20 protein-coding genes are annotated in these 19,322 nt (G+C 65.3%); 14 read left to right on the top strand and 6 right to left on the bottom strand.

The genetic code is table 11. The annotated features are described in order from the left end of the window. The 6 genes from ABQF13_RS25155 to ABQF13_RS25130 all read left to right on the top strand — a co-directional run. Positions 1 to 1,036, top strand: a 1,036-nt coding sequence (locus ABQF13_RS25155) for an MCE family protein (protein ID WP_448395527.1), incomplete at its 5' end; no start/stop codon positions are given. After that, complete coding sequence (locus ABQF13_RS25150) at positions 1,033 to 2,058, top strand: MCE family protein (protein ID WP_448395526.1); 1,026 nt, start codon at positions 1,033 to 1,035, stop codon at positions 2,056 to 2,058. The genes ABQF13_RS25155 and ABQF13_RS25150, both read left to right, overlap by 4 nt. Then, positions 2,059 to 3,168, top strand: coding sequence for an MCE family protein (locus ABQF13_RS25145; RefSeq protein ID WP_448395525.1), 1,110 nt, complete (start codon positions 2,059 to 2,061; stop codon positions 3,166 to 3,168). Further along, positions 3,152 to 4,657: an MCE family protein gene (locus ABQF13_RS25140; RefSeq protein ID WP_448395524.1), complete on the top strand. Its 1,506-nt coding sequence runs from the start codon at positions 3,152 to 3,154 to the stop codon at positions 4,655 to 4,657. The genes ABQF13_RS25145 and ABQF13_RS25140 overlap by 17 nt, the downstream gene beginning before the upstream one ends. Then, the gene (locus ABQF13_RS25135; protein ID WP_448395523.1) at positions 4,654 to 5,973 is read left to right on the top strand and encodes an MCE family protein; all 1,320 of its coding nucleotides are present in this window, start codon (positions 4,654 to 4,656) and stop codon (positions 5,971 to 5,973) included. The genes ABQF13_RS25140 and ABQF13_RS25135 overlap by 4 nt, the downstream gene beginning before the upstream one ends. Positions 5,974 to 5,975: 2 nt before the next feature. Then, positions 5,976 to 7,622, top strand: coding sequence for an MCE family protein (locus tag ABQF13_RS25130; protein WP_448395522.1), 1,647 nt, complete (start codon positions 5,976 to 5,978; stop codon positions 7,620 to 7,622). Here the strand turns inward: ABQF13_RS25130 and ABQF13_RS25125 are convergent, their stop codons facing one another. Then, positions 7,623 to 8,150, bottom strand: coding sequence for an Rv2253/PknI dimerization domain-containing protein (locus tag ABQF13_RS25125; protein WP_448395521.1), 528 nt, complete (start codon positions 8,148 to 8,150; stop codon positions 7,623 to 7,625). Between the two features lie 97 nt (positions 8,151 to 8,247). On the opposite strand from ABQF13_RS25125, the gene ABQF13_RS25120 reads away from it, so the two are divergent. Continuing rightward, positions 8,248 to 8,631 (top strand): hypothetical protein, encoded by a 384-nt coding sequence (locus ABQF13_RS25120; RefSeq protein ID WP_448395520.1) that lies wholly within the window; start codon positions 8,248 to 8,250, stop codon positions 8,629 to 8,631. A 95-nt stretch (positions 8,632 to 8,726) separates the two neighbouring features. On the opposite strand, the gene ABQF13_RS25115 is transcribed toward ABQF13_RS25120, so the two are convergent. Beyond that, positions 8,727 to 10,007 carry a cytochrome P450 gene (locus tag ABQF13_RS25115; protein ID WP_448395519.1) on the bottom strand — a complete coding sequence of 427 codons (1,281 nt, stop codon included), beginning with the start codon at positions 10,005 to 10,007 and terminating at the stop codon, positions 8,727 to 8,729. A 170-nt stretch (positions 10,008 to 10,177) separates the two neighbouring features. Between ABQF13_RS25115 and ABQF13_RS25110 the strand changes: the two genes are divergently transcribed. Further along, positions 10,178 to 10,864, top strand: a complete 687-nt coding sequence (locus ABQF13_RS25110) for a TetR/AcrR family transcriptional regulator (protein WP_448395528.1) — start codon at positions 10,178 to 10,180, stop codon at positions 10,862 to 10,864. Here ABQF13_RS25110 and ABQF13_RS25105 read toward each other — a convergent pair. From ABQF13_RS25105 to ABQF13_RS25095, 3 genes are read right to left on the bottom strand one after another with little or no spacing between them, the layout of a single operon-like run. Then, the gene (locus ABQF13_RS25105; RefSeq protein WP_448395518.1) at positions 10,780 to 11,241 is read right to left on the bottom strand and encodes an Rv2576c family protein; all 462 of its coding nucleotides are present in this window, start codon (positions 11,239 to 11,241) and stop codon (positions 10,780 to 10,782) included. The two genes, ABQF13_RS25110 and ABQF13_RS25105, sit on opposite strands and share 85 nt — an antisense overlap. Positions 11,242 to 11,293: 52 nt before the next feature. After that, positions 11,294 to 12,448, bottom strand: coding sequence for a thiolase family protein (locus tag ABQF13_RS25100; RefSeq protein WP_448395517.1), 1,155 nt, complete (start codon positions 12,446 to 12,448; stop codon positions 11,294 to 11,296). Positions 12,449 to 12,462: 14 nt separating this feature from the next. Further along, on the bottom strand, positions 12,463 to 12,894 hold the full coding sequence (locus tag ABQF13_RS25095) for a Zn-ribbon domain-containing OB-fold protein (RefSeq protein ID WP_448395516.1): 432 nt from the start codon (positions 12,892 to 12,894) through the stop codon (positions 12,463 to 12,465). Positions 12,895 to 12,944: 50 nt separating this feature from the next. Between ABQF13_RS25095 and ABQF13_RS25090 the strand changes: the two genes are divergently transcribed. The 3 genes from ABQF13_RS25090 to ABQF13_RS25080 are packed head-to-tail and all read left to right on the top strand — an operon-like array spanning position 12,945 to position 14,063. After that, positions 12,945 to 13,364 (top strand): nuclear transport factor 2 family protein, encoded by a 420-nt coding sequence (locus ABQF13_RS25090; protein WP_448395515.1) that lies wholly within the window; start codon positions 12,945 to 12,947, stop codon positions 13,362 to 13,364. Further along, entirely contained in the window at positions 13,361 to 13,540 is a 180-nt protein-coding gene (locus ABQF13_RS25085; protein ID WP_448395514.1) for a hypothetical protein, read from the top strand. Before ABQF13_RS25090 ends, ABQF13_RS25085 begins: the two co-directional genes overlap by 4 nt. A gap of 1 nt (position 13,541) precedes the next feature. Further along, complete coding sequence (locus ABQF13_RS25080; RefSeq protein WP_448395513.1) at positions 13,542 to 14,063, top strand: VOC family protein; 522 nt, start codon at positions 13,542 to 13,544, stop codon at positions 14,061 to 14,063. Positions 14,064 to 14,103: 40 nt separating this feature from the next. Here the strand turns inward: ABQF13_RS25080 and ABQF13_RS25075 are convergent, their stop codons facing one another. Beyond that, entirely contained in the window at positions 14,104 to 14,814 is a 711-nt protein-coding gene (locus ABQF13_RS25075) for an enoyl-CoA hydratase/isomerase family protein (RefSeq protein ID WP_448395512.1), read from the bottom strand. A gap of 100 nt (positions 14,815 to 14,914) precedes the next feature. Between ABQF13_RS25075 and ABQF13_RS25070 the strand changes: the two genes are divergently transcribed. The 3 genes from ABQF13_RS25070 (at position 14,915) to ABQF13_RS25060 (ending at position 19,282) form a co-directional block, all read left to right on the top strand. Further along, the gene (locus ABQF13_RS25070) at positions 14,915 to 16,492 is read left to right on the top strand and encodes an AMP-binding protein (RefSeq protein WP_448395511.1); all 1,578 of its coding nucleotides are present in this window, start codon (positions 14,915 to 14,917) and stop codon (positions 16,490 to 16,492) included. A gap of 127 nt (positions 16,493 to 16,619) precedes the next feature. Next, a complete protein-coding gene (locus ABQF13_RS25065) occupies positions 16,620 to 17,810 on the top strand; it encodes an amidohydrolase family protein (RefSeq protein WP_448395510.1) in 1,191 nt (396 codons plus the stop codon). Next, entirely contained in the window at positions 17,807 to 19,282 is a 1,476-nt protein-coding gene (locus tag ABQF13_RS25060; protein ID WP_448395509.1) for a FadD3 family acyl-CoA ligase, read from the top strand. Before ABQF13_RS25065 ends, ABQF13_RS25060 begins: the two co-directional genes overlap by 4 nt. Positions 19,283 to 19,322: the final 40 nt, after the last annotated feature.

Here is a 19,322-nt window from a genome sequence, read left to right as displayed (position 1 = left end):
CAAAGTGAAGATGCGCGGTGTGCAAGTCGGCAGCGTCAAGTCGATCGCCTCACGCCCAGACGGCACCGCCGAGCTGACGCTCGAGATGGACCCCTCGCAGCTGCACCTCATCCCCGAAAACGTCAACGTCGAGATTGCGTCCTCCACCCTGTTCGGCGCGAAGTTCGTCCAACTCGACGCCCCGCGGCAGCCGTCACAGCAGACGCTGCACGCCGGCCAGGTGCTCCAAGGCGAGCACGTCATGGTCGAAGTCAATACCGTGTTCCAACAGCTGGTTACCGTGCTGGACAAGATCGAACCGGCCAAGCTCAACGAAACCCTCGGGGCGATCGCGACAGCCTTCAACGGCCGCGGACAGCAGATCGGCAAGACGCTGGTCGACTTCAACGCGCTGCTGGCCAAGATCGAACCGAGCCTGCCGAACCTGGCCCACGACATCGAGGCCGCCGTCCCGACTCTGGACGCCTACGGTGATGCGGCGCCGGACCTGCTCTCGACCATCCAGAACACCATTGCGGTGAGCAACTCCATCGTCGACGAACAGCAGAACCTCGACGAATTTCTCATCAGCACAATCGGTCTGGCCGATATCGGCAACGACGTCATCGGCTCCAACGCCGCAGCCCTCACCGACGTGGCCCAGGTGCTCGTGCCTACCACCACGCTGCTCAACGACTACCGCGAGTCGGTGCGGTGCGGCATCGGCGGCCTCGTCCCGTTCGCCAAATCCCCGCCGCAGTATTCCGGCGTCCTCGTGAACGCCGGTCTGACGCTCGGCGTCGAGCGTTACCGCTATCCCGGGGACCTGCCGAAGGTCGCGGCCAGCAGCGGCGGCGCCGACTACTGTGCGGAGCTCGGCCTGCCGGAACTGCCGCCGAACTTCGTCCCGCCATTGGTCGTCGGCGACGTCGGCTCCAACCCCGCCCAGTACGGAAACTCGGGCATCCTGCTGAACTCCGAGGGGCTCAAGAACTGGTTGTTCGGGCCGCTCGACGGGCCGCCGCGAAACACCGCCCAGATTGGAATGCCGGGATGACGCGCTCAACTCCCACGCTGATCAAATTCCTGGTGTTCGGCGTCGTCATGGCGGTGCTGACCGCGTTCCTGTTCGTCGTGTTCAGCGAATCGAGAACCGGAGCGACAGAAGAATATTCGGCGGTCTTCACCGATGCCTCCCGGCTGGAGTCCGGCGACACCGTGCGTATCGCCGGCGTCCGCGTCGGCACCGTGCGCAGCGTGTCGCTGCTGGACGACAAGAAGGTTCTGGTCTCGTTCGACACCGACCGCGACACCAGACTGACGACGAACACCAAGGCAACGATCCGCTACCTGAACCTGGTCGGGGACCGCTATCTCGAGCTCGTCGACGCCCCAGGTGCGGCGAAAATCCTGCCGGCCGGCGGCCAGATACCGGAGGCCCGCACGGCGCCGGCACTGGACCTCGACCTGCTGCTCGGCGGCCTCAAACCCGTTATCCAGGGCTTGAACCCACAAGACGTCAACGCCCTCACCGGCTCGCTGGTGCAGATTCTGCAGGGTCAGGGTGGCACGCTGGAATCATTGTTTTCGAAGACATCGACGTTTACCAACTCGCTGGCCGACAACAACGCGGTCATCGAGCAGTTGATCGACGAACTCCGGATAGTGCTGGACACGCTGGCAACAGATGGTGACGAGTTCTCAGGTGCGATCGACCGGCTCGAGCAATTGGTCAGCGGGCTGTCCTCGGACCGCGATCCCATCGGCGAGGCGATCACCGCACTGGACAGCGGCACCGCATCACTAGCCGATCTGCTGGGACGGGCGCGTGAACCGCTGGCAGGCACCGTGGATTCGCTGGATCGGCTCGCTCCGCTGGTCAACAACGACCTGGAGCGCCTGGACGCCACCATCCAGCGCCTACCCGAGATCTACCGCAAGCTCGCGCGGGTCGGCTCGTACGGCGCGTTCTTCCCGTACTACATCTGCGGGGTCACCTTCCGCGCGAGTTCGCTCGAGGGCGAAACCGTGGTCTTCCCATGGATCAAGCAAGAAACGGGAAGGTGCGTGGACGAGTAAATGCAAAAATACCGCGGGTCCCAACTCATCAGGGCAGGCTTCATCGGCGTCGTCCTGATCATCCTCGTCATCGCCGTGGGGCTACAGCCCGAACGGCTGTACCAGTGGGCGACGTCGCTGCGATACGAAGCGCTGTTCACCGAGGCCGGCGGGCTCAGCGTCGGCAACGACGTGACCGTGTCCGGCATCAAAGTCGGGTCGGTTTCGTCGATCGAACTCGAAAACGGCGACGCGCTGGTCGGTTTCACCATCGACGGCCGCTACGCGCTCGGCTCGGACACCACCGCACACATCCGCACCGGAACGCTGCTGGGCGAGCGGGTGCTGGCTCTGGAGTCCGGCGGAAGCGGCACGCTAGACCGCAGTCAGGTCATTCCGACCACGCGTACATCGTCACCGTATTCGCTGACCGATGCGGTTAGCGAATTGACCGCGAACACCGCGGCCACCGACACCGAATCCCTCAACCAGTCGCTGGACACTCTGGCCGAGACCCTCGACCAGATCGCCCCGCAGCTGGGACCGACGTTCGACGGGCTGTCGCGGCTGTCGCGGTCGCTCAACAACCGCAACGAAAGCCTGGCTGAGCTGTTGAAGACCGCGGGTGAAGTGACCGGTATCTTCTCCGAACGCAGCCAGCAGGTCAACGCGTTGATCCTCAACGCCAACGATCTGCTGGCGGTGGTCAACGAGCGTCGTCATGCGATCACCCGGCTGCTCGCCAACACGGCGACGGTGTCGCAGGAACTGACGGCTCTGGTTGCCGACAACGAGGAACAGTTGACGCCGATCCTGGAGCACCTCAACGAGGTGACCGCGATGTTGGAGAAGAACCGCGACAACCTCGCCAAAATGCTGCCCGGTGCGTCGAAATACTATTTGACCCAAGGCGAAATCGTGTCCAACGGGGCGTACTACAACGCGTTGATCCCCAACATGATTCCGCTACCGCCGGACCTGCTCCAGCCGTTCATGGACTACGCCTTCGGCTTCCGCCGCGGCGTGGACGCCGGCCAGCCGCCCGACAACGCCGGGCCACGCGCGGAGCTCCCGTTCCCCGTCAACAGCATTCCGCAGCCAGGAGATCTTCCCCATGATGGCAACCCGTAAGCGGCTGGCGACCGGCACGGCGCTCCTGCTGGCCGTCGGACTGGTCGCCGGCGCGGTCTACCTCGCCCGACAGGCGTTCTTCGGTCCGTACACCGTCACGGCCTACTTCCCGACCGCGACCGCCATCTACCCCGGCGACGAGGTACGGGTTGCAGGTGTGGCCGTCGGCACCATCACAGCCATCAAGCCCGAGGGCACCCAGACCAAGATGACCCTCGAGATCGACCACGACGTGCCCGTTCCGGCCGACGCCAAGGCCGTCATCGTCGCGCAGAACCTCGTCGCAGCCCGCTATGTCCAGCTCACACCGGCCTATCGCAACGGGGACGGGCCGAAAATGCGCGACGGTGCCGTGATCGGCGCTGACCGCACCGCTGTCCCCGTCGAGTGGGACGAGGTGAAGGACCAGCTGATGCGGCTGGCAACTGAACTGGGACCCCAAACCGGGGTGTCGGACACCTCGGTGTCGAGATTCATCGACAGCGCGGCGAACGCGCTCGGAGAGGGCAACGGCGAAAAGCTGCGTGAGACGCTGGCCCAACTGTCGGGCGCTGCACGGGTTTTCGCCGAAGGCAGCGGCAACATCGTCGATATCATCAAGAACCTGCAGGTTTTCGTCAGCGCGCTGCGCGACAGCAAGCAGCAGATCGTGCTGTTCGAGAACCGACTGGCCACGTTGAGCAGTGTGCTCGACCAGAGCCGTTCCGATCTGGACGCGGCGGTCTCCGAGCTGTCGGTAGCGATGGGTGAGGTGCAGCGCTTCGTCGCGGGCAGCCGCGCCGAGACCACTGAACAGGTCCAGCGGCTGGCCAACGTCACCCAGGTTCTCGTCGACCACCAGACCGATCTGGAGAACGTCCTGCACATCACGCCGAACGCGATCGCCAACTTCCAGAACATCTACTATCCCAACGGCGGCGCGGTGACCGGAGCGTTCTCCCTCAACAACTTCTCGAGCCCGGTTCTGTTCTTCTGCAGCATGATCGGTGCGGTGGCGAACACCACCGCACCCGAGACGGCCAAACTCTGCGCGAACTATCTCGGTCCGGCCATGCGACTGCTCAGCGCCAACCAGATCCCGTTGCCGATCAACGCCTACCTGCGACCTGCGGTCAACCCCGAGCGGATCATCTACACCGACCCCAAGCTAGCGCCCGGCGGTGCGGGTCCGAACGATCCGCCCGAGCCACCGCCGACCGTGTCGGCCTACACCGGCATGGGCGATGTGCCACCGCCACCGGGCTGGGGAGCGCCACCGGGGCCGCCCGGAATCTATATGCCCGACAGTGACGCTCCCGCGACCCCCTCGCCGGCGCTGTATCCCGGTGCACCGATTCCGGGCCCGCCCCACATCGTCTCGAACATCCCGGCGCAGCCGCAGTCCGTCGAGGGAATGCTGCTCCCGCCCACCCCGGCGCCAGGTGCGCCACCTGGGCCCGTGCCACCCAACACCCCACTCCTGCCGGCTGAAGGGACGCCGCCGTCATGATCATCGGGATCAAGCGGTTGACCGTCGCAGTGTCGTGCGCTGCCATCGGTCTGACCGGGTGTTCGTTCCAAGGCATCAACTCACTGCCGTTGCCCGGAGCGGTGGGCCGTGGCGCGGACGCGGTCACCTACCACGTCGAGGTTGCGAACGTCGCGACGCTGGAATCCAACTCGCCGGTGATGATGAACGACGTCGTCGTCGGCAGCGTCGGCAAGATGACCGTGGACAACTGGCATGCCAACGTCGAGGTTTCGGTGAAACCCGACGTCGTCATACCGGCCAACGCGGTGGCCTCTGTCGGGCAGACGAGCCTGTTGGGCTCTATGCATCTGGCGCTCAACCCGCCGCTGGGCGAAGAGCCCAGCGGCCGGCTGCAACCCGGCGCCACCATTCCACTCAGTGAATCATCGACCTACCCGTCCACTGAACGCACGCTGTCGTCGTTGTCGATGGTCGTCAACGGCGGCGGGTTGGGCCAGATCGGTGACGTCATCCACAACTTCAGCACCGCGATCTCGGGGCGTGAACCCGAAATCCGCGAACTGCTCACGCGGCTCGACAACTTCATCGGCGTACTCGACACCCAACGTGATGACATCATCGCCACCATTACGCAGCTGAACCGGGTCGCAGGTACGTTCGCCGGGCAACGCGACGTGATCGACCGTGCGCTCAAGGAGATTCCGCCGGCGATCGATGTGCTGATCAAGGAACGCCCCAACCTCACCACCGCGCTGGAGAAGCTCGGCCAGTTCGGCGACACCGCCACCACGTTGGTCAACGACGCGGGCGATGACCTCGTCAAGGATCTGGAGAACCTCGGCCCAGCCCTCGGTGCCATCGCCGACATCGGGCCAGATCTGAACCTTGCGTTGTTGTGGGCCACCGCGTTTCCCTATGGTCCGACGTTCGCCGACCGGATCACCAGGGGTGACTACATCAACCTGTTCGCCACGTTCGACCTGACCTATCCGCGGCTGAAGAAGACGTTGTTGCTTGGCACCCGGTGGGGCGACGAGAACGCCAAACTCATTCCGGCACCTGGGGATCCGTACTGGGCGAACTACTCGTACAGCCCGATGACGCTGGGTGTTGCGCCCCCGCCCGCCGAAGGGATTCCGCCGCCGCCCGATGCGCCGCCGGGCGAGGTGACGCCGCGGGTGAACGGACCGTTGCTGCCGGTGTCCCCGCCACCGCCGGCCGCGCCCTGGTTGCCGTCGGCGCCGGTGACCACCACGTCACAGATCTTCGCCGGACCATACGGAGCCGAAGCGCAAGCTGGATTGCCGGCACCGCCGGTGGAAGGCGGTCGCTGACGATGTTGACCCGTTTCGTTCGAAACCAGCTGATCATCTTCACCATCGCGTCAATCGTCGGCGTCACGGTGATGCTGTTCGTCTACATGCAGGTGCCGACCCTGCTCGGTGTCGGCCGGTTGACCGTGAAGGTGGAACTGCCGGCCGCCGGCGGGCTGTACCGCTTCGGCAACGTGACGTACCGCGGTGTGCAGATCGGCAAAGTCACCTCGGTGGCGCTGACCGAGGACGGCGCGGAAGCAACGCTGTCGCTTGACACTTCGCCGAAGATCCCCGCGGATCTGCAGGCCGAGGTCCGTAGCGTTTCGGCGGTCGGTGAGCAGTATGTGGACCTGCGTCCCCGCACCGACGATGGTCCGTACCTGCAGGACGGCTCGGTGATCCCGGTGGAGAACACCACGATCCCGCAGGAAGTGGGACCGATGCTCGATCAGGTGAGCAAGCTGGTCGACAGCATCCCCGGTGACCGCATCGACGACCTGCTCGACGAGTCGTTCAAGGCGTTCAACGGCGCAGGGCCCGATCTTCAGTCGCTGCTCGATTCCGCGGCCACGATCACCGGCGACGCCAACGCCGTCTCCGACCAGACGCGGTCACTGATCGACGACACTGGGCCCCTTCTGGATTCACAGGTGGAGACCGCCGATGCAATCCGGACGTGGGCGCGCAGCCTGTCGGGTGTGACACAACAGCTCGAGCAGAACGATCCGGAGATCCGCGCGCTGCTGCAGCGTGGACCCGGCTTTGCCCAAGAGGTATCGCAGCTGCTCACCGATGTGAAGCCGACGCTGCCGATCCTGCTGGCGAACCTCACCACCGTGGGCCAGGTCCTCGCGACGTACAACCCGTCGCTGGAACAGTTGATCGTCATCTTCCCCGGAATCATCGCGGCCCAGCAGTCGTTCGGGCTTCCGACCAACAACCCCACCGGGCTTCCGTCGGGCGATTTCGCGTTGACCATCGGCGACCCGCCAGCGTGCACGGTCGGCTTCCTACCGCCGTCGCAGTGGCGAAATCCCGAGGACGTAACCACGATCGACACCCCGGACGGGCTGTACTGCAAACTGCCGCAGGACTCTCCGATCAGCGTCCGCGGTGCCCGTAACTACCCGTGTATCGAGCATCCGGGTAAGCGGGCCCCCACCGTCCAACTCTGCGATGACCCCAAGGGCTATCAGCCGCTGGCCATCCGCCAGCACTACACGGGTGCGTATCCGATTGACCCGAACCTGATCTCGCAGGGCATCCCGGTCGATGATCGGGTGGATTTCCAGGAGCGGATCCACGCCCCGATCGGGGGCACCCCGCTGCCGCCGGGTGCGGTTCCGCGCGGTAAGCCACCCGTTTCCCCGCCCGGTACGCAGGGGACACCTGTGGTCGCGCCGCCGCCGGTCGCTCCGCCACCGCCTCCGCCGGGCAACTCGGTGAACGGGACGCCGATCCCGGCACCGCCGGCCCCGGACGGTGCGGTGCCCGCGACGCCAAGCGCGCACGGCGGCAACGGTTCCGCGGCGGGGCCGTCGGTGGCCGTTACCACCTACAACCCGGAGACGGGTGAATACCTGACACCCGACGGCCGGGTGGAGCAGCTGAAGAATGTGACAGCGGGAGCGCAGCCCAGGTCGTGGAAAGACCTGCTGCCGAACTGATCAGGAAATCTTTTCCATCCGCACGGGCATCTCGATGACCACGGGTTTGTTGACCCCGCAGGCGCCGCTTGGCCCTTTCGTCTGATTGCGGCCCCCGAAGTAGGTCATGTTCTTCGTCTGCCGTTCGCTGGTGGTGGGGTCGATGCCGAACAGGATGAACTTCTGATGTCCGGGGGCGAAGGTGCCGTCGGGGCACGGTATCCAGTTGGGGATGTCGTGGTCGACGTACCAGAAGTCTTCGAGGCGCGCCGTGCCGGTCCAGCCCCGGTCGCTTACGACGGTGCCTTCGCATTCGATCGGGCTCACGCAATCGGTGGAGACGGTCCAGGTCTCGATCACGGTCTCCTGGTCGATCAACACCTCGTTGGTCCTGGCCCACTCGCCATCTGACATCACCCGATAGGTGCCGTTGAGTTCGACTCCGTAATCCGACGCGTGCGCCGGCGCCACCGCGATTACACTTCCGAGCACGACACCGCTCGCGACGACAGCCGCTGACACCAGGCCCGCTGCACCGACTTTCCGCATACGGTCAGCCTATCGCGGTGCCGGTACTTGTCTTCTCCGAAAGCGAGAATTTCGTTCCGCGACATGTGAAGATAGCTTGGTGCGATTTATCGGCGCAATGTCTGCTGCCTTGGCGACGGTTGGCACCGTCATCGCTGCACCGTCAGCGCCCGCTCAGCCGCCACCACCGCCGCCCGCGGCCGACTGCAACAACCCGGCCTGCACCCCCGGCATCGCGCCAGGCATCGTGCTGGGGTCCTACTGCAGCAACACCACCCACTACGTGTTCGGGGTGACGTCGTGGGGTCGACTGGTGTTCTGCGGTTCACCGCGTCGCTACGAACCGCGCTGGTTCCGCTCACCCGAGATGCACGGGGTCAAAAACGAGGGCGCGCTGTGCGTGGGAATGGAAGGTGACGTCGCCCAGGCGCCGGACGGACTGTTCCTCAGCTGCAATACCCGAGACGGCAGAACCGCCTGGGAGTACGGCGGCAACGCCTAGTCCCGCTTTTCTCGCCGAGCAGACACAGAATGGCCCATTTCTCGACGAGATTGGGACCCTTTGCGTCTGCTCGCGCTGGGGGTGAGCACCCAGGTTCAGTCCGCCGGCGTGAACTCGATGTTGAGTTCGGTGAGGCCGCGCAGGATGAACGTCGGCTCGTAGACGTACTCTCGTGCGTCGATCGGGCCGTGCTTCTCCTCGCTGATGCGGATGTCGATCATCCGATCCAGGATCCGCTCGATCGACACCCGGCCCTCCACCCGGGCCAGCGGCGCGCCCGGGCACGAGTGGATGCCGCGGCTGAACGCGATGTGCTCACGGACGTTGCGCCGATCCAACTTGAACTCGTGCGGGTCGTCGAACCGTTTGGGGTCACGGTTGGCCGCACCCGGGCTGACCATCACCGTCGTGCCGGCCGGCACCGGCGTCTCACCGAGAGTCGTTGTCTTGCGGGCCAATCGGAACACGCTCTTGACCGGGCTGTCCATCCGCAGACATTCCTCGATGAACACGGGGATCAGGCTGCGGTCCTGGCGCAACTGCTGCTGGATGTCGGGGCGGTCGCCGAGGATCCGCAGTGCGGCGCCCAGCAGTTTCGCGGTGGTCTCCTGGCCGGCGGCGAACAGGAACGTGGCGGTGCGGACGACGTCGATGACCTCCGGGGTGGAGCCGTCCGGGTATTTCGCGGTCGCGATGGAGGTGAGCACGTCGTCGCGGGGTGATTCGCGACGCTCCTCGATGTAGCGGGCGAACTTCTCGTCGGCCCACGCCAGCGGGTTCTCGGCGATCACTTCGTGGTCGAGGCTGCCGATGTTCGTTCCGGGCCGCTCGGCACCAAACGCCTCGCGGAACTCGTTGTGGTCGGACTCGGGAACGCCGAGCAGGTCGGCGACCACCAGAAGCGAGAACGGTTTGGCGTAGGCAGCCAGGAACTCACACTTGCCGTCGGTGATGAACTCATCGATGTGGCGGTCGGCGAGCCGCCACATGAAGTCCTCGTTCTCCTTGAGCCGCTTGGGGGTCAGCAGTCGGGCGAGGATGGAGCGCGCATCGGTGTGCTGCGGCGCATCCATCGTGACCATGTGCTCGTACATCGGAATCTCGGTGCGGTGCTGCTCGATCAACGAGGAGATGTCGTCGCCCTCGGCCTGAAACGGCAACGGCGTGAACGGGCCCATCACCGCGACGCACGACGAGTAGTTCTCACTGTCCCGGTAGACGGTGTTGGCCGCTTCCCAGCCGGTGACGGCCAATACGCCGTTGTTGATCGGACAACACACCGGATCCTTCGCACGAACGTGGTCGTAGTACGGGTGAGGGTCCGGCACCAGCGAAGGATCGGTGAAGTAGTCGACGGAGTCGAAATCAGTGGTCATGTGAAGCGCTTCCTCCAGGAACCCAGGGTTTATGCCGACGCACGCATGCGAGAAACGAAATATGCTGAGCACCTGCTTAGCATGGCGGTAGAGTCATGGTCAAGAGAACACGGCCCGGCGGCGTCTAACATCTGCGTGTCGGAGCCGAAATGACGAAGTGGGGGAGTGCGATGGCATCGGCGCGAAGAATCGGGGCGCCGGAAGCGAAGAACCGCGGCGTGCTGATCGACGCGGCCGAACAACTGCTGCTCGAAGAGGGATACGCCGCGGTGACCTCTCGCCGGGTCGCCGAGAAAGCGGGCCTCAAACCGCAACTCGTGCACTACTACTTCCGCACGATGGAAGACCTGTTTCTTGCGGTCTTCCGCCGCATGGCCGAGGCGGGGTTCACCGTGTTGTCGAACGCCCTGGCGTCGCCGAAGCCACTGTGGGCGCTGTGGCGGTTCAGCACCCGGCCGGAGGCCACCCGGCTGACGATGGAATTCATGGGGTTGGCCAACCACCGCAAGGCGTTGCGCGCCGAGATCGTCTACTACGCCGAACGTTTCCGCGAAGAGCAGAACAAGGCGATCGCCGCCGCTCTCGCGCGCTACGGCGTCGAGACCGCCGACGTGCCCCCGGTGGTCTGGACCATGTTCGCGACCAGCGTGTCGCAGGCCCTGGTGGTGGAGCAAGCGCTCGGCATGTCGACCGGGCACATGGAGATTCTGGAGTTCTGCGAGCAGTGGCTTCGTCGCCTCGAGGGCGAACCTCCCGAGGTCGACGGCGACGGTCACCAGTTACGGATCGAGCAGAGCGCGCCCTTGGATCCGGCATCGGTGGACACGACGACGCCGTCCACGGCGAGCACGCAGTGAATGTTCGGCTTATCAGATGACGGGCCGCTGGTCGCGGTGACCATCGCCCACTCGTTGGGGTTGGCCAGCATGACGTCGAGCACCCACTGTTGGTCGGGGCCGACATGGGCTTCGACCTTGGGGCTGAACACGTACGGATTGTGACTGTAGTCCGCCCAATTCGGCGGATCGGTGTCGCGGTAGTAGATCGCGACGTTGAACGGTTGCTCGGCGAACACCGTGTACTTGACGTTGTGCAGCGCAGGCGGCGGTGGCGCCGGCTGCGCATGTGAGGTGGCGGCGGCGGCCAGCACCCCGGCGCCCGCCACGAGCACCGCCGACAGGAGCGACACCAGCCGACGTCGGGCACTGACGAGATCTACCGGCGCGAACATCATTTCCGAATCCTAAATCTATAGTTTCGGGAAAAGGCCCGAATCGCCTTGTGCATCAGAGGGTCAGAATCGTCGCCGATGCGGTGCCCGGTGCGCCGTAGACCTGTGCCAGCCCCACCCGCGGAGTACCCGGCACCTGACGTTCGCCGGCTTCTCCGCGCAGCTGACGCACCAGTTCATGGACCTGTCGAAGCCCCGAGGCGCCGATCGGCTCACCGTTGGCGATCAGCCCGCCGTCGGTGTTGACGGGCATCGACCCGCCGATTTCGGTGGCGCCGTCGGCCAACAACTTCTCCTGTTCACCGTCGGCGCACAGGCCCGTCTCGGCCATGTGGATCACCTCGGCGCCGGCGTCAGTGTCCTGCAACTGCGCGATGTCGACGTCTTCGGGGCCGATGCCCGCGGCCTCGTAGGCGGCCCTGGCCGCATACACCGTGGGCGAGGGATCCTCGTCGAGCGGCGCCGACGTCGCGTGCACTTCATAGGCACCGAACGTGCGCGTCCGAATCTCGCTGGCGCGCACGTAAACCGGCTTATCGGTGAAGTGGTGCGCGATATCGCCGCGGCACATGATCACGGCTGCGGCCCCTTCGTCGGGCGCACAGAACATGTACTGGGTCAGGGGATAGTTCAGCACCGCCGAGTTCAGGATCTCCTCTTCGGAGATCGGCTTGCGGCGGAACGCATTCGGGTTGCGCTCCCCGTTGCGGAAGTTCTTGGCGGCCACCTTGGCCAGCGTGGCCTGGCTGATGTTGTGGTCGTGGATGTACTTGTTGGCCTTCATGCCGAAGAACTTGGTGGTGACGAACTGTCCGTTCTCGGCGTACCACTGCGGCAGCGCCAGCTTGGCCGGATCGTCGGTGAACGCGCCGCGCGGGTGCTTGTCCAGGCCGATCGCGATACCGATGTCGTACTTGCCCAACCGGATCGTGTCGGCGGTCTGCTGGATCGCGCTGGCCGCTGTCGCGCACGCGTTGAACACATTTGTGAACGTGATGCCGGTCAGCCCGACCAGGCGGGTGACGGCGTCGGGGTTGGACACCTCGTAGCTGCCGCCGAAGCCGAATTGGATGTCCTTCCACTCCACGCCCGCGTCGGCGAGCGCGGCGTGGATGGCGTCGGCGCCCATCTCCATCGCGGTCTTGTCGAACCGGCCGAAGGGGTGCAGGCCCACGCCGATGATCGCGACTGTGGTTGTGGCGTTGCCCATGCGGTTGGTCCTTTCTAAACCGGCTTGAACGCGAACGTGACGACCTCGTTGCCGTCGTCGTCGGTGGTGAACGGCACCATGGTCAGTTCGACGTCCATGCCGAACTGCAGTTTGGCGGGGTCGTTCTCGGTGAGCCGACCCTCGACGCGGATCAGGTCGTCGAGTTGGACCAGGCCCACGCCGAACGGCACGAAGTCCTTACCGCCTGCGCCCTTGTAGGGCGGGCCGGGCGGGAAGCCCTGCGTCGTCCACGCCACCAGCGTGCCGCGACGCGGCAGCTTGACCTGCGACATGTCGGCCGCACTGCATCTGGGGCAGCGCTGCTGCACCGGGAAGGCGGTGGCCCCGCAGGCGCCGCAACTGCTTCCGATCAGTTGGGGGTTCTCGTCGGGCCAGGTGGAGATTTCGGGCGCGAGCGCAATTTGGGTCGACACGTGGTTGACCATAATTGGAAATGACGTTCTCGTCTAGAGAGAACAGGTGCTAGCCTTCGGCCGTGTACGCCGACAAAGCTGAGATCGCCGAGGTGCTGATTCGCTACGCGACCGGTATCGACTTCAAAGACTGGGCGCTGTTCCGTACCTGCTGGACCGACGAGGTCGACATCGACTACGGCGACCTCGGCACGTTCACCGATGCCGACCGGTTCACCGAGTTGATGAAGCAGGTGCACGACGGCATGGGCCAGACGTATCACCGGATCTCCAACATCGTCGTCGACCTCGACGGCGACCGGGCCACCGCGCGGTCCTATGTGCGCGCGGTGCTCATGGCGGTGCCCGGTGACGCCAACAGCTGGATCGACGCCCTCGGCCACTACGACGACGAGCTCACCCGCACCGCCGACGGCTGGCGCATCAACAAGCGAACCACCAACATCGCGCGGGTGATGAGCGCGGCCGGCACCGCGCCGTGACCGACGCACCCTTTTGCAACAAGTACGGGCCATGGGCACTGATCGCCGGTGCATCCGAGGGTATCGGCGAGAACAACCGAGCGACGGCATCGCCGGTGTGGACGATCGATCGCCGCACGCTCGCCGAGATGATCAGCGCGGCGTGCACTGACTTCGTTGTCAAGAGGGCACGCTGACGTGACGATCCTGCCCGGCCCCGTCCGCCAGATTGGTTATGTCGTCAGCGATCTCGACAGGGCGTTGACAGGCTGGCTAGAGCTTGGTGTCGGCCCGTGGTTCGTGATGCGCGGGCTGACGCTCACTGCGAGCTATCGCGGCGAACCGTGTCAGATCACGCAGTCGTTGGCGTTGTCCAACAGCGGCGAGTTGCAGGTCGAGCTCATCCAGCAAGAAGACCAGACGCCGAGTGTGTTCACTGAGTTCTTGGCAGCGCGTGGTGAAGGGTTTCACCAGCTCGCTTACTGGGCAGTCGATTTCGACGCCACCATGGAGGCGGTGTCGGCGGCGGGCTGGCCGGTGGTGTGGTCGGGCGGCGAGGACGTCGGCACCCGGTTCGCTTACGTCGAACCGCCGAACCGCCCGGCGGCCGTCATCGAGATCATGGAGCTGACCGAGATCACCACCGGCATGGCGCAGTTCGTCAGCGACGCCGCCGCGGCCTGGGACGGCGGCGACCCGATCCGCACCCTCGGCGGCTGAGGTCATGTCGCCGAGATAGCAGCAGCGGCTACTTGTCGCGCTACTTCGCGCGCATGTCGTCGACAGCCGCCCAGTGCTCGTCGGCGACCCACAACCGCGCGAACGCGGTGACCGCCTCGGTGGTCGAGACGCCGCGCATCACGCGCTTGACCTCGCCGGCGGGACGGGTGGCCAACTGCCGGGCGATCGTTCGCCACGCCTCCTCGAACGACTCGCGGGGCAGTACGCGGTCGATGAGCCCGACGCGTTCGGCGTCGGCGGCCTCGAGGATGGTGCCGGTACCCGCCAATAGCAGCGCCTTGCTGTAGCCGACCAGCGCGGTCAGCCGCTCGGCGCCGCCCCACGCGGGCATGATCGCCAACGCGACCTGGTTGAAGCCGATCTTGATGTCGGCGGCGGCAAGCCGGATATCGGCAGCCACCGCGAACTCGGCGCCGCCGCCGAGCGCATGCCCGTTCAGCACGGCGACGGTGGGCGCGGGGAAGGCCGCGATCCGATCGCACACCGAGCGCATCCGCCAGGCCATCGCGGCGGCGTCCTCCTCGGTGCGGATGGCCGCCAGTTGTTTGAGGTCACCGCCGGATACGAACGCCCGATCGCCTGCACCCTTGAGGACCAAGGCGCCGGCACCCTCGGCTCCGTCGAGCGCCTTGTCCAACTGCTCCATGGTTTGCGGCGCGATTGCGTTGCGCGCCTCCGGACGGTCGATCGTGATGACCGCCAACGCGCCGTCCCACTCGAGCTCGACCATCAACCATTCTCCATGTGCGGTATTGGCATTCTCAGAATTGGAGAATAGCATCGCCTCCGATGGCCCGGTGGCGCGAAGAACACCCGAAGAGCAGAGGTCGATGCGAAACATCCCCGTCGAGCTGACGACGCGCTATGAGCAACAGGGGTGGTGGACCCCGGACACGCTCGGCGATCTGCTGGCACGCAACCTGGCGGCTCATCCCGGCACCGGCTTCTGCGTGCACTCCGATATCCGGCCGTTCGCAGGCACATTCGCCGATGTGGAGCTCGCTGCCCGTCGGTTGGCCGCCGGTTTGCGCGCCAGAGGCGTCAGACCCGGCGACGTGGTCGCCATGCAACTGCCGAATTGGATGGAAGCCGCCGTCACGTTCTGGGCGTCGACGTTCCTCGGCGCGGTCGTGGTGCCGATCGTGCACTTCTACGGCCGCAACGAGTTGAGCCACATCCTGTCCGCCTCGCGGCCCAAGGTGTTCGTCACCGCCGAGGAGTTCGGCCGGATGCGGTTCGCGCCCGACCTGTGCACTGACATCCCGGTCATCGGTCTGGTGGGCGAGAACTTCGACGATTTGCTGGCCGACGAGCCGATGCCCGGCACAGTGCCGGCCGACCCGGCCGGCCCGGCGCTGATCGCCTTTACCTCGGGCACCACCAGCAAGCCCAAAGGCGTCATCCACAGCCACCAGACCCTGGGCTTCGAGACGCGCCAGCTGCTGGAGAACTACCCGAAAGACCGCGGCAGGCAGCTGACGGCCACACCGGTCGGCCACTTCATCGGCATGGTCGGCGCGTTTCTCATCCCGGTCCTCGAGGGCGCGCCGATCGATCTGTGCGACGTATGGGATCCGGGCAAGGTACTCAAACTCATGGAAACCGAGGGGGTGTCGATCGGCGGCGGCCCACCATATTTCGTCACCAGCCTGCTCGACCACCCGGACTGCACTGATGCGCACCGCGCGCGGTTCACCACCGTCGGTCTCGGCGGGTCGACGGTGCCTGCGGCGGTGACGCGCCGACTCGCCGACATGGGCATGTTCGTGTTCCGGTCCTATGGCAGCACCGAGCATCCGTCGATCACCGGATCGCGGCCGTCGGCACCCAAGGACAAGCGGCTCTACACCGACGGCAACGCGCGTCCCGGTGTGGAGATCCGGCTCACCGACGAAGGCGAAATCCTTTCCCGCGGACCGGATCTGTGCCTGGGCTACACCGACGACGAACTCACCAAGCGTGCGTTCGACGACGACGGCTGGTACCACACCGGTGACATCGGCGTGCTCGACGAGGACGGCTACCTGACCATCACCGACCGCAAGGCCGACGTCATCATCCGCGGCGGCGAGAACATCTCGGCCCTCGAGGTCGAGGAGGTGCTGCTGGCCATGCCCAGCGTTGCCGAGGCCGTGGTGGTTGCCGCACCCGATGCGCGGTTGGGGGAGCGCACCGCCGCCGTGTTGCGCATCCGCGACGGTCACCGGATGCCGACGCTCGACGAAGTCCGCACGCACTTCAGGCAGGCGGGCGTCACGATCCAGAAGTGGCCCGAGGAACTGCACCGCATCCCCGAGGGGGAGGATTTTCCGCGCACCGCGAGCGGCAAGGTGCAGAAGTTCTTGGTCCGTCAGCGCGTGCACGAGGCCGACACTCCTGCGCTCGCGAGGCGTACACCAGGGTCGTGATGTGAGGTTGACCCACGGCCCTGGGGTAACTCTCGCGAACTGAACGGGCGCGCCCGACGCACACATGGACGTTGCAAACCGAACGCTTATGAGAATAGGATTCTCGTAAGAAGAAAAGGAGTGTTCCGTGGGACAACTTTCGCACCGGGTCGACATCCCGTTTCCGCTGTTCGATGCGGACAACCATCTCTACGAACCGCCGGAGGCGATGACCAAGTACTTGCCGAAGGAGTACAAGGACGTCGTCCAGTACGTCGAGGTCAACGGCCGCACCAAGATCGCGATCAAGGGTCAGATCAGCAACTACATCCCCAACCCGACGTTCTCTCACGTCGCCAAGCCGGGCGCGTGGGAGGAGTACTTCAAGTTCGGCAACCCGGACGGTAAGAGCAAGCGTGAACTGTTCGGCGAGCCGATGCGGTCCATCCCGGCGTTCTTCGAACCTGGCCCGCGCCTGGAGCTGATGAATGAGCTCGGCATCGACCGCTCGCTGATGTTTCCGACGCTGGCCAGCCTGATCGAGGAGCGGCTGCGCGACGACCCCGTCGCCATCCACGTCATCATCCACTCGCTGAACCAATGGCTCGACGAGGTGTGGGGCTTTAACTACCAGAACCGCATCTTCACCACCCCGGTGATCACCCTGCCGATCGTCGAGAAGGCGATCGAGGAGCTGGAGTGGTGCGTCAAGCGCGGTGCCCGCGCCATCCTGATCCGCCCCGCTCCGGTGCCCGGTTTCCGCGGACCGCGTTCGTTCGCGCTGCCCGAGTTCGACCCGTTCTGGGAGCGCTGCGTCGAGTACGACGTGTTCATCGGCATGCACTCCTCGGACAGCGGCTACTCGCGCTACACCTCCGAGTGGGATGGCGAGGCCCAGGAGATGCTGCCGTTCCAGACCAACGCCATGTCCATCCTCAACGAGTGGCGCCCCATCCAGGATGCGGTGGCGTCGTGGGTGATTCACGGCGCGCTGTTCCGGCACCCCAAGCTGAAGGTGGGGATCGTCGAGGCGGGGTCGAAGTGGATGTTCCCGCTGCTGGATTCGATGGCCGAGGTGTACAAGAAGGCGCCAGAGGCGTTCCCCGGCAACCCGATCGAGGAGATCAAGAACCGCATCCACGTCAGCCCCTTCTACGAGGAGGGCATCGACGACCTGATCAACCTGATCGGCGTCGAGCAGGTGCTGTACGGCTCGGACTGGCCGCATCCGGAAGGCCTGGCCGAACCCACTCACTACGTGACCGCGCTCGAGCATCTGTCGGTGGAGGATCAGGCCAAGATCATGGGCGGTAACCTCGGCCGCCTCGTCACCGTGTGACATACGAACGCTGGGAGACCATCAGTGAGATGGTCTTGAGCGCAGCGGACCGCTTCGGCGACGCGGAAGCGGTTGTCGACGGTCCGCTGCGCTTGTCCTACGTCGATCTGGTGCAACGGATCCTTTGTGCGGCAGGGGCATTCGCCGAAGCAGGCATCGGTAAAGGTGAGCCGGCGGCGATCTGGGCGCCTAACTCCGCGGAGTGGATCATCGCGGCCTTCGGCCTGCTGACCGCGGGCGGAGTGCTGGTTCCGGTCAACACCCGGTTCAAGTCGGAGGAAGCCGCCGACATCATCGGCCGCAGCGGCGCCAAAGTCGTTCTGGTGCAAGAAGACTTTCTCGGCCTGGACTACTCTGTGCCTATTTCGACGCCCGGCGGGCGACCGCCCGTGCTCGACCTGAAATCCAATTTTCTGTCCAGCGGTAAACCTTTCGTGTGCGATGGCATCGACGGCACCGACATCTCCGACATCATCTTCACCTCCGGGACGACGGGCAGGCCCAAGGGCGCAAGGATGAACCACCGCCAGACTCTGCGGATGTACGAGGAGTGGGCGACGCTCGCCGACCTGCGCGAGGGCGACCGCTACCTGATGATCAACCCGTACTTCCACACGTTCGGGCTCAAGGCCGGCCTGGTGGCGTCGTTCCTGCGTGGCGCGACGATGGTGCCGGTCGCGGCGTTCGACATCGACCGGGTCGTCGACCTCGTCGAGCGCGAACGGATCACCATGCTGCCCGGTCCGCCGACGCTGTATCACTCGCTGCTCGCCGTCGACGACAAGGACCGGCTCGCGACGTTACGGGCGGCCGTCACGGGGGCCGCCGATATTCCGGTGGAATTGGTTCGCCGGATCCACGACGAGCTTCCGTTCCAGACGCTGATGACGGGGTATGGCCTGACTGAGACCGGAAACGTCACGCTGTCGCGCCCTGGCGATACGTTCGAGGACGTCGCCACCACCGCCGGGTTACCGTGCGAGGGCATCGAGGTGCGCGTCGCCGACGACGGCGAGGTGCTCGTGCGCGGCTACGGCGTCATGCAGGGCTACCTCGACGACCCCGTCGCGACCGCGGAAACGATCGACACCGACGGCTACCTGCACACCGGCGACCTCGGCGAGTTCACCGATTCCGGACGTCTGCGCATCGTCGGTCGCAAGAAGGACATGTTCATCGTCGGCGGCTTCAACGCCTATCCCGCCGAGATCGAGGGCTTTCTGCTGGAGCATCCCGGTGTCGTGCAGGCCGCGGTGATCGGGGTTCCCGATGAGCGGTTGGGCCAGGTGGGCAAGGCGTTCGTCGTGCGCAAGGATGGCACCGGCGCGGTGAGTGCCGAGGACCTGATCGCGTGGAGCCGCGAAAGAATGGCGGGCTTCAAGGTGCCGCGATATGTAGAGTTCCTCGACGAACTGCCGATGAACGCCACCGGCAAGGTGATGAAGGACCGCCTTCAGGACAACAGCGGCTGAGCGCAAGCACAGCCCGTAAATAGCATTTCCGCAGGAAGAC

The organism is Mycolicibacterium sp. XJ879, assembly GCF_053483935.1.
The sequence above is the reverse complement of the archived record's forward strand: the minus strand, read 5'-3'. Positions and strand labels throughout refer to the sequence as shown.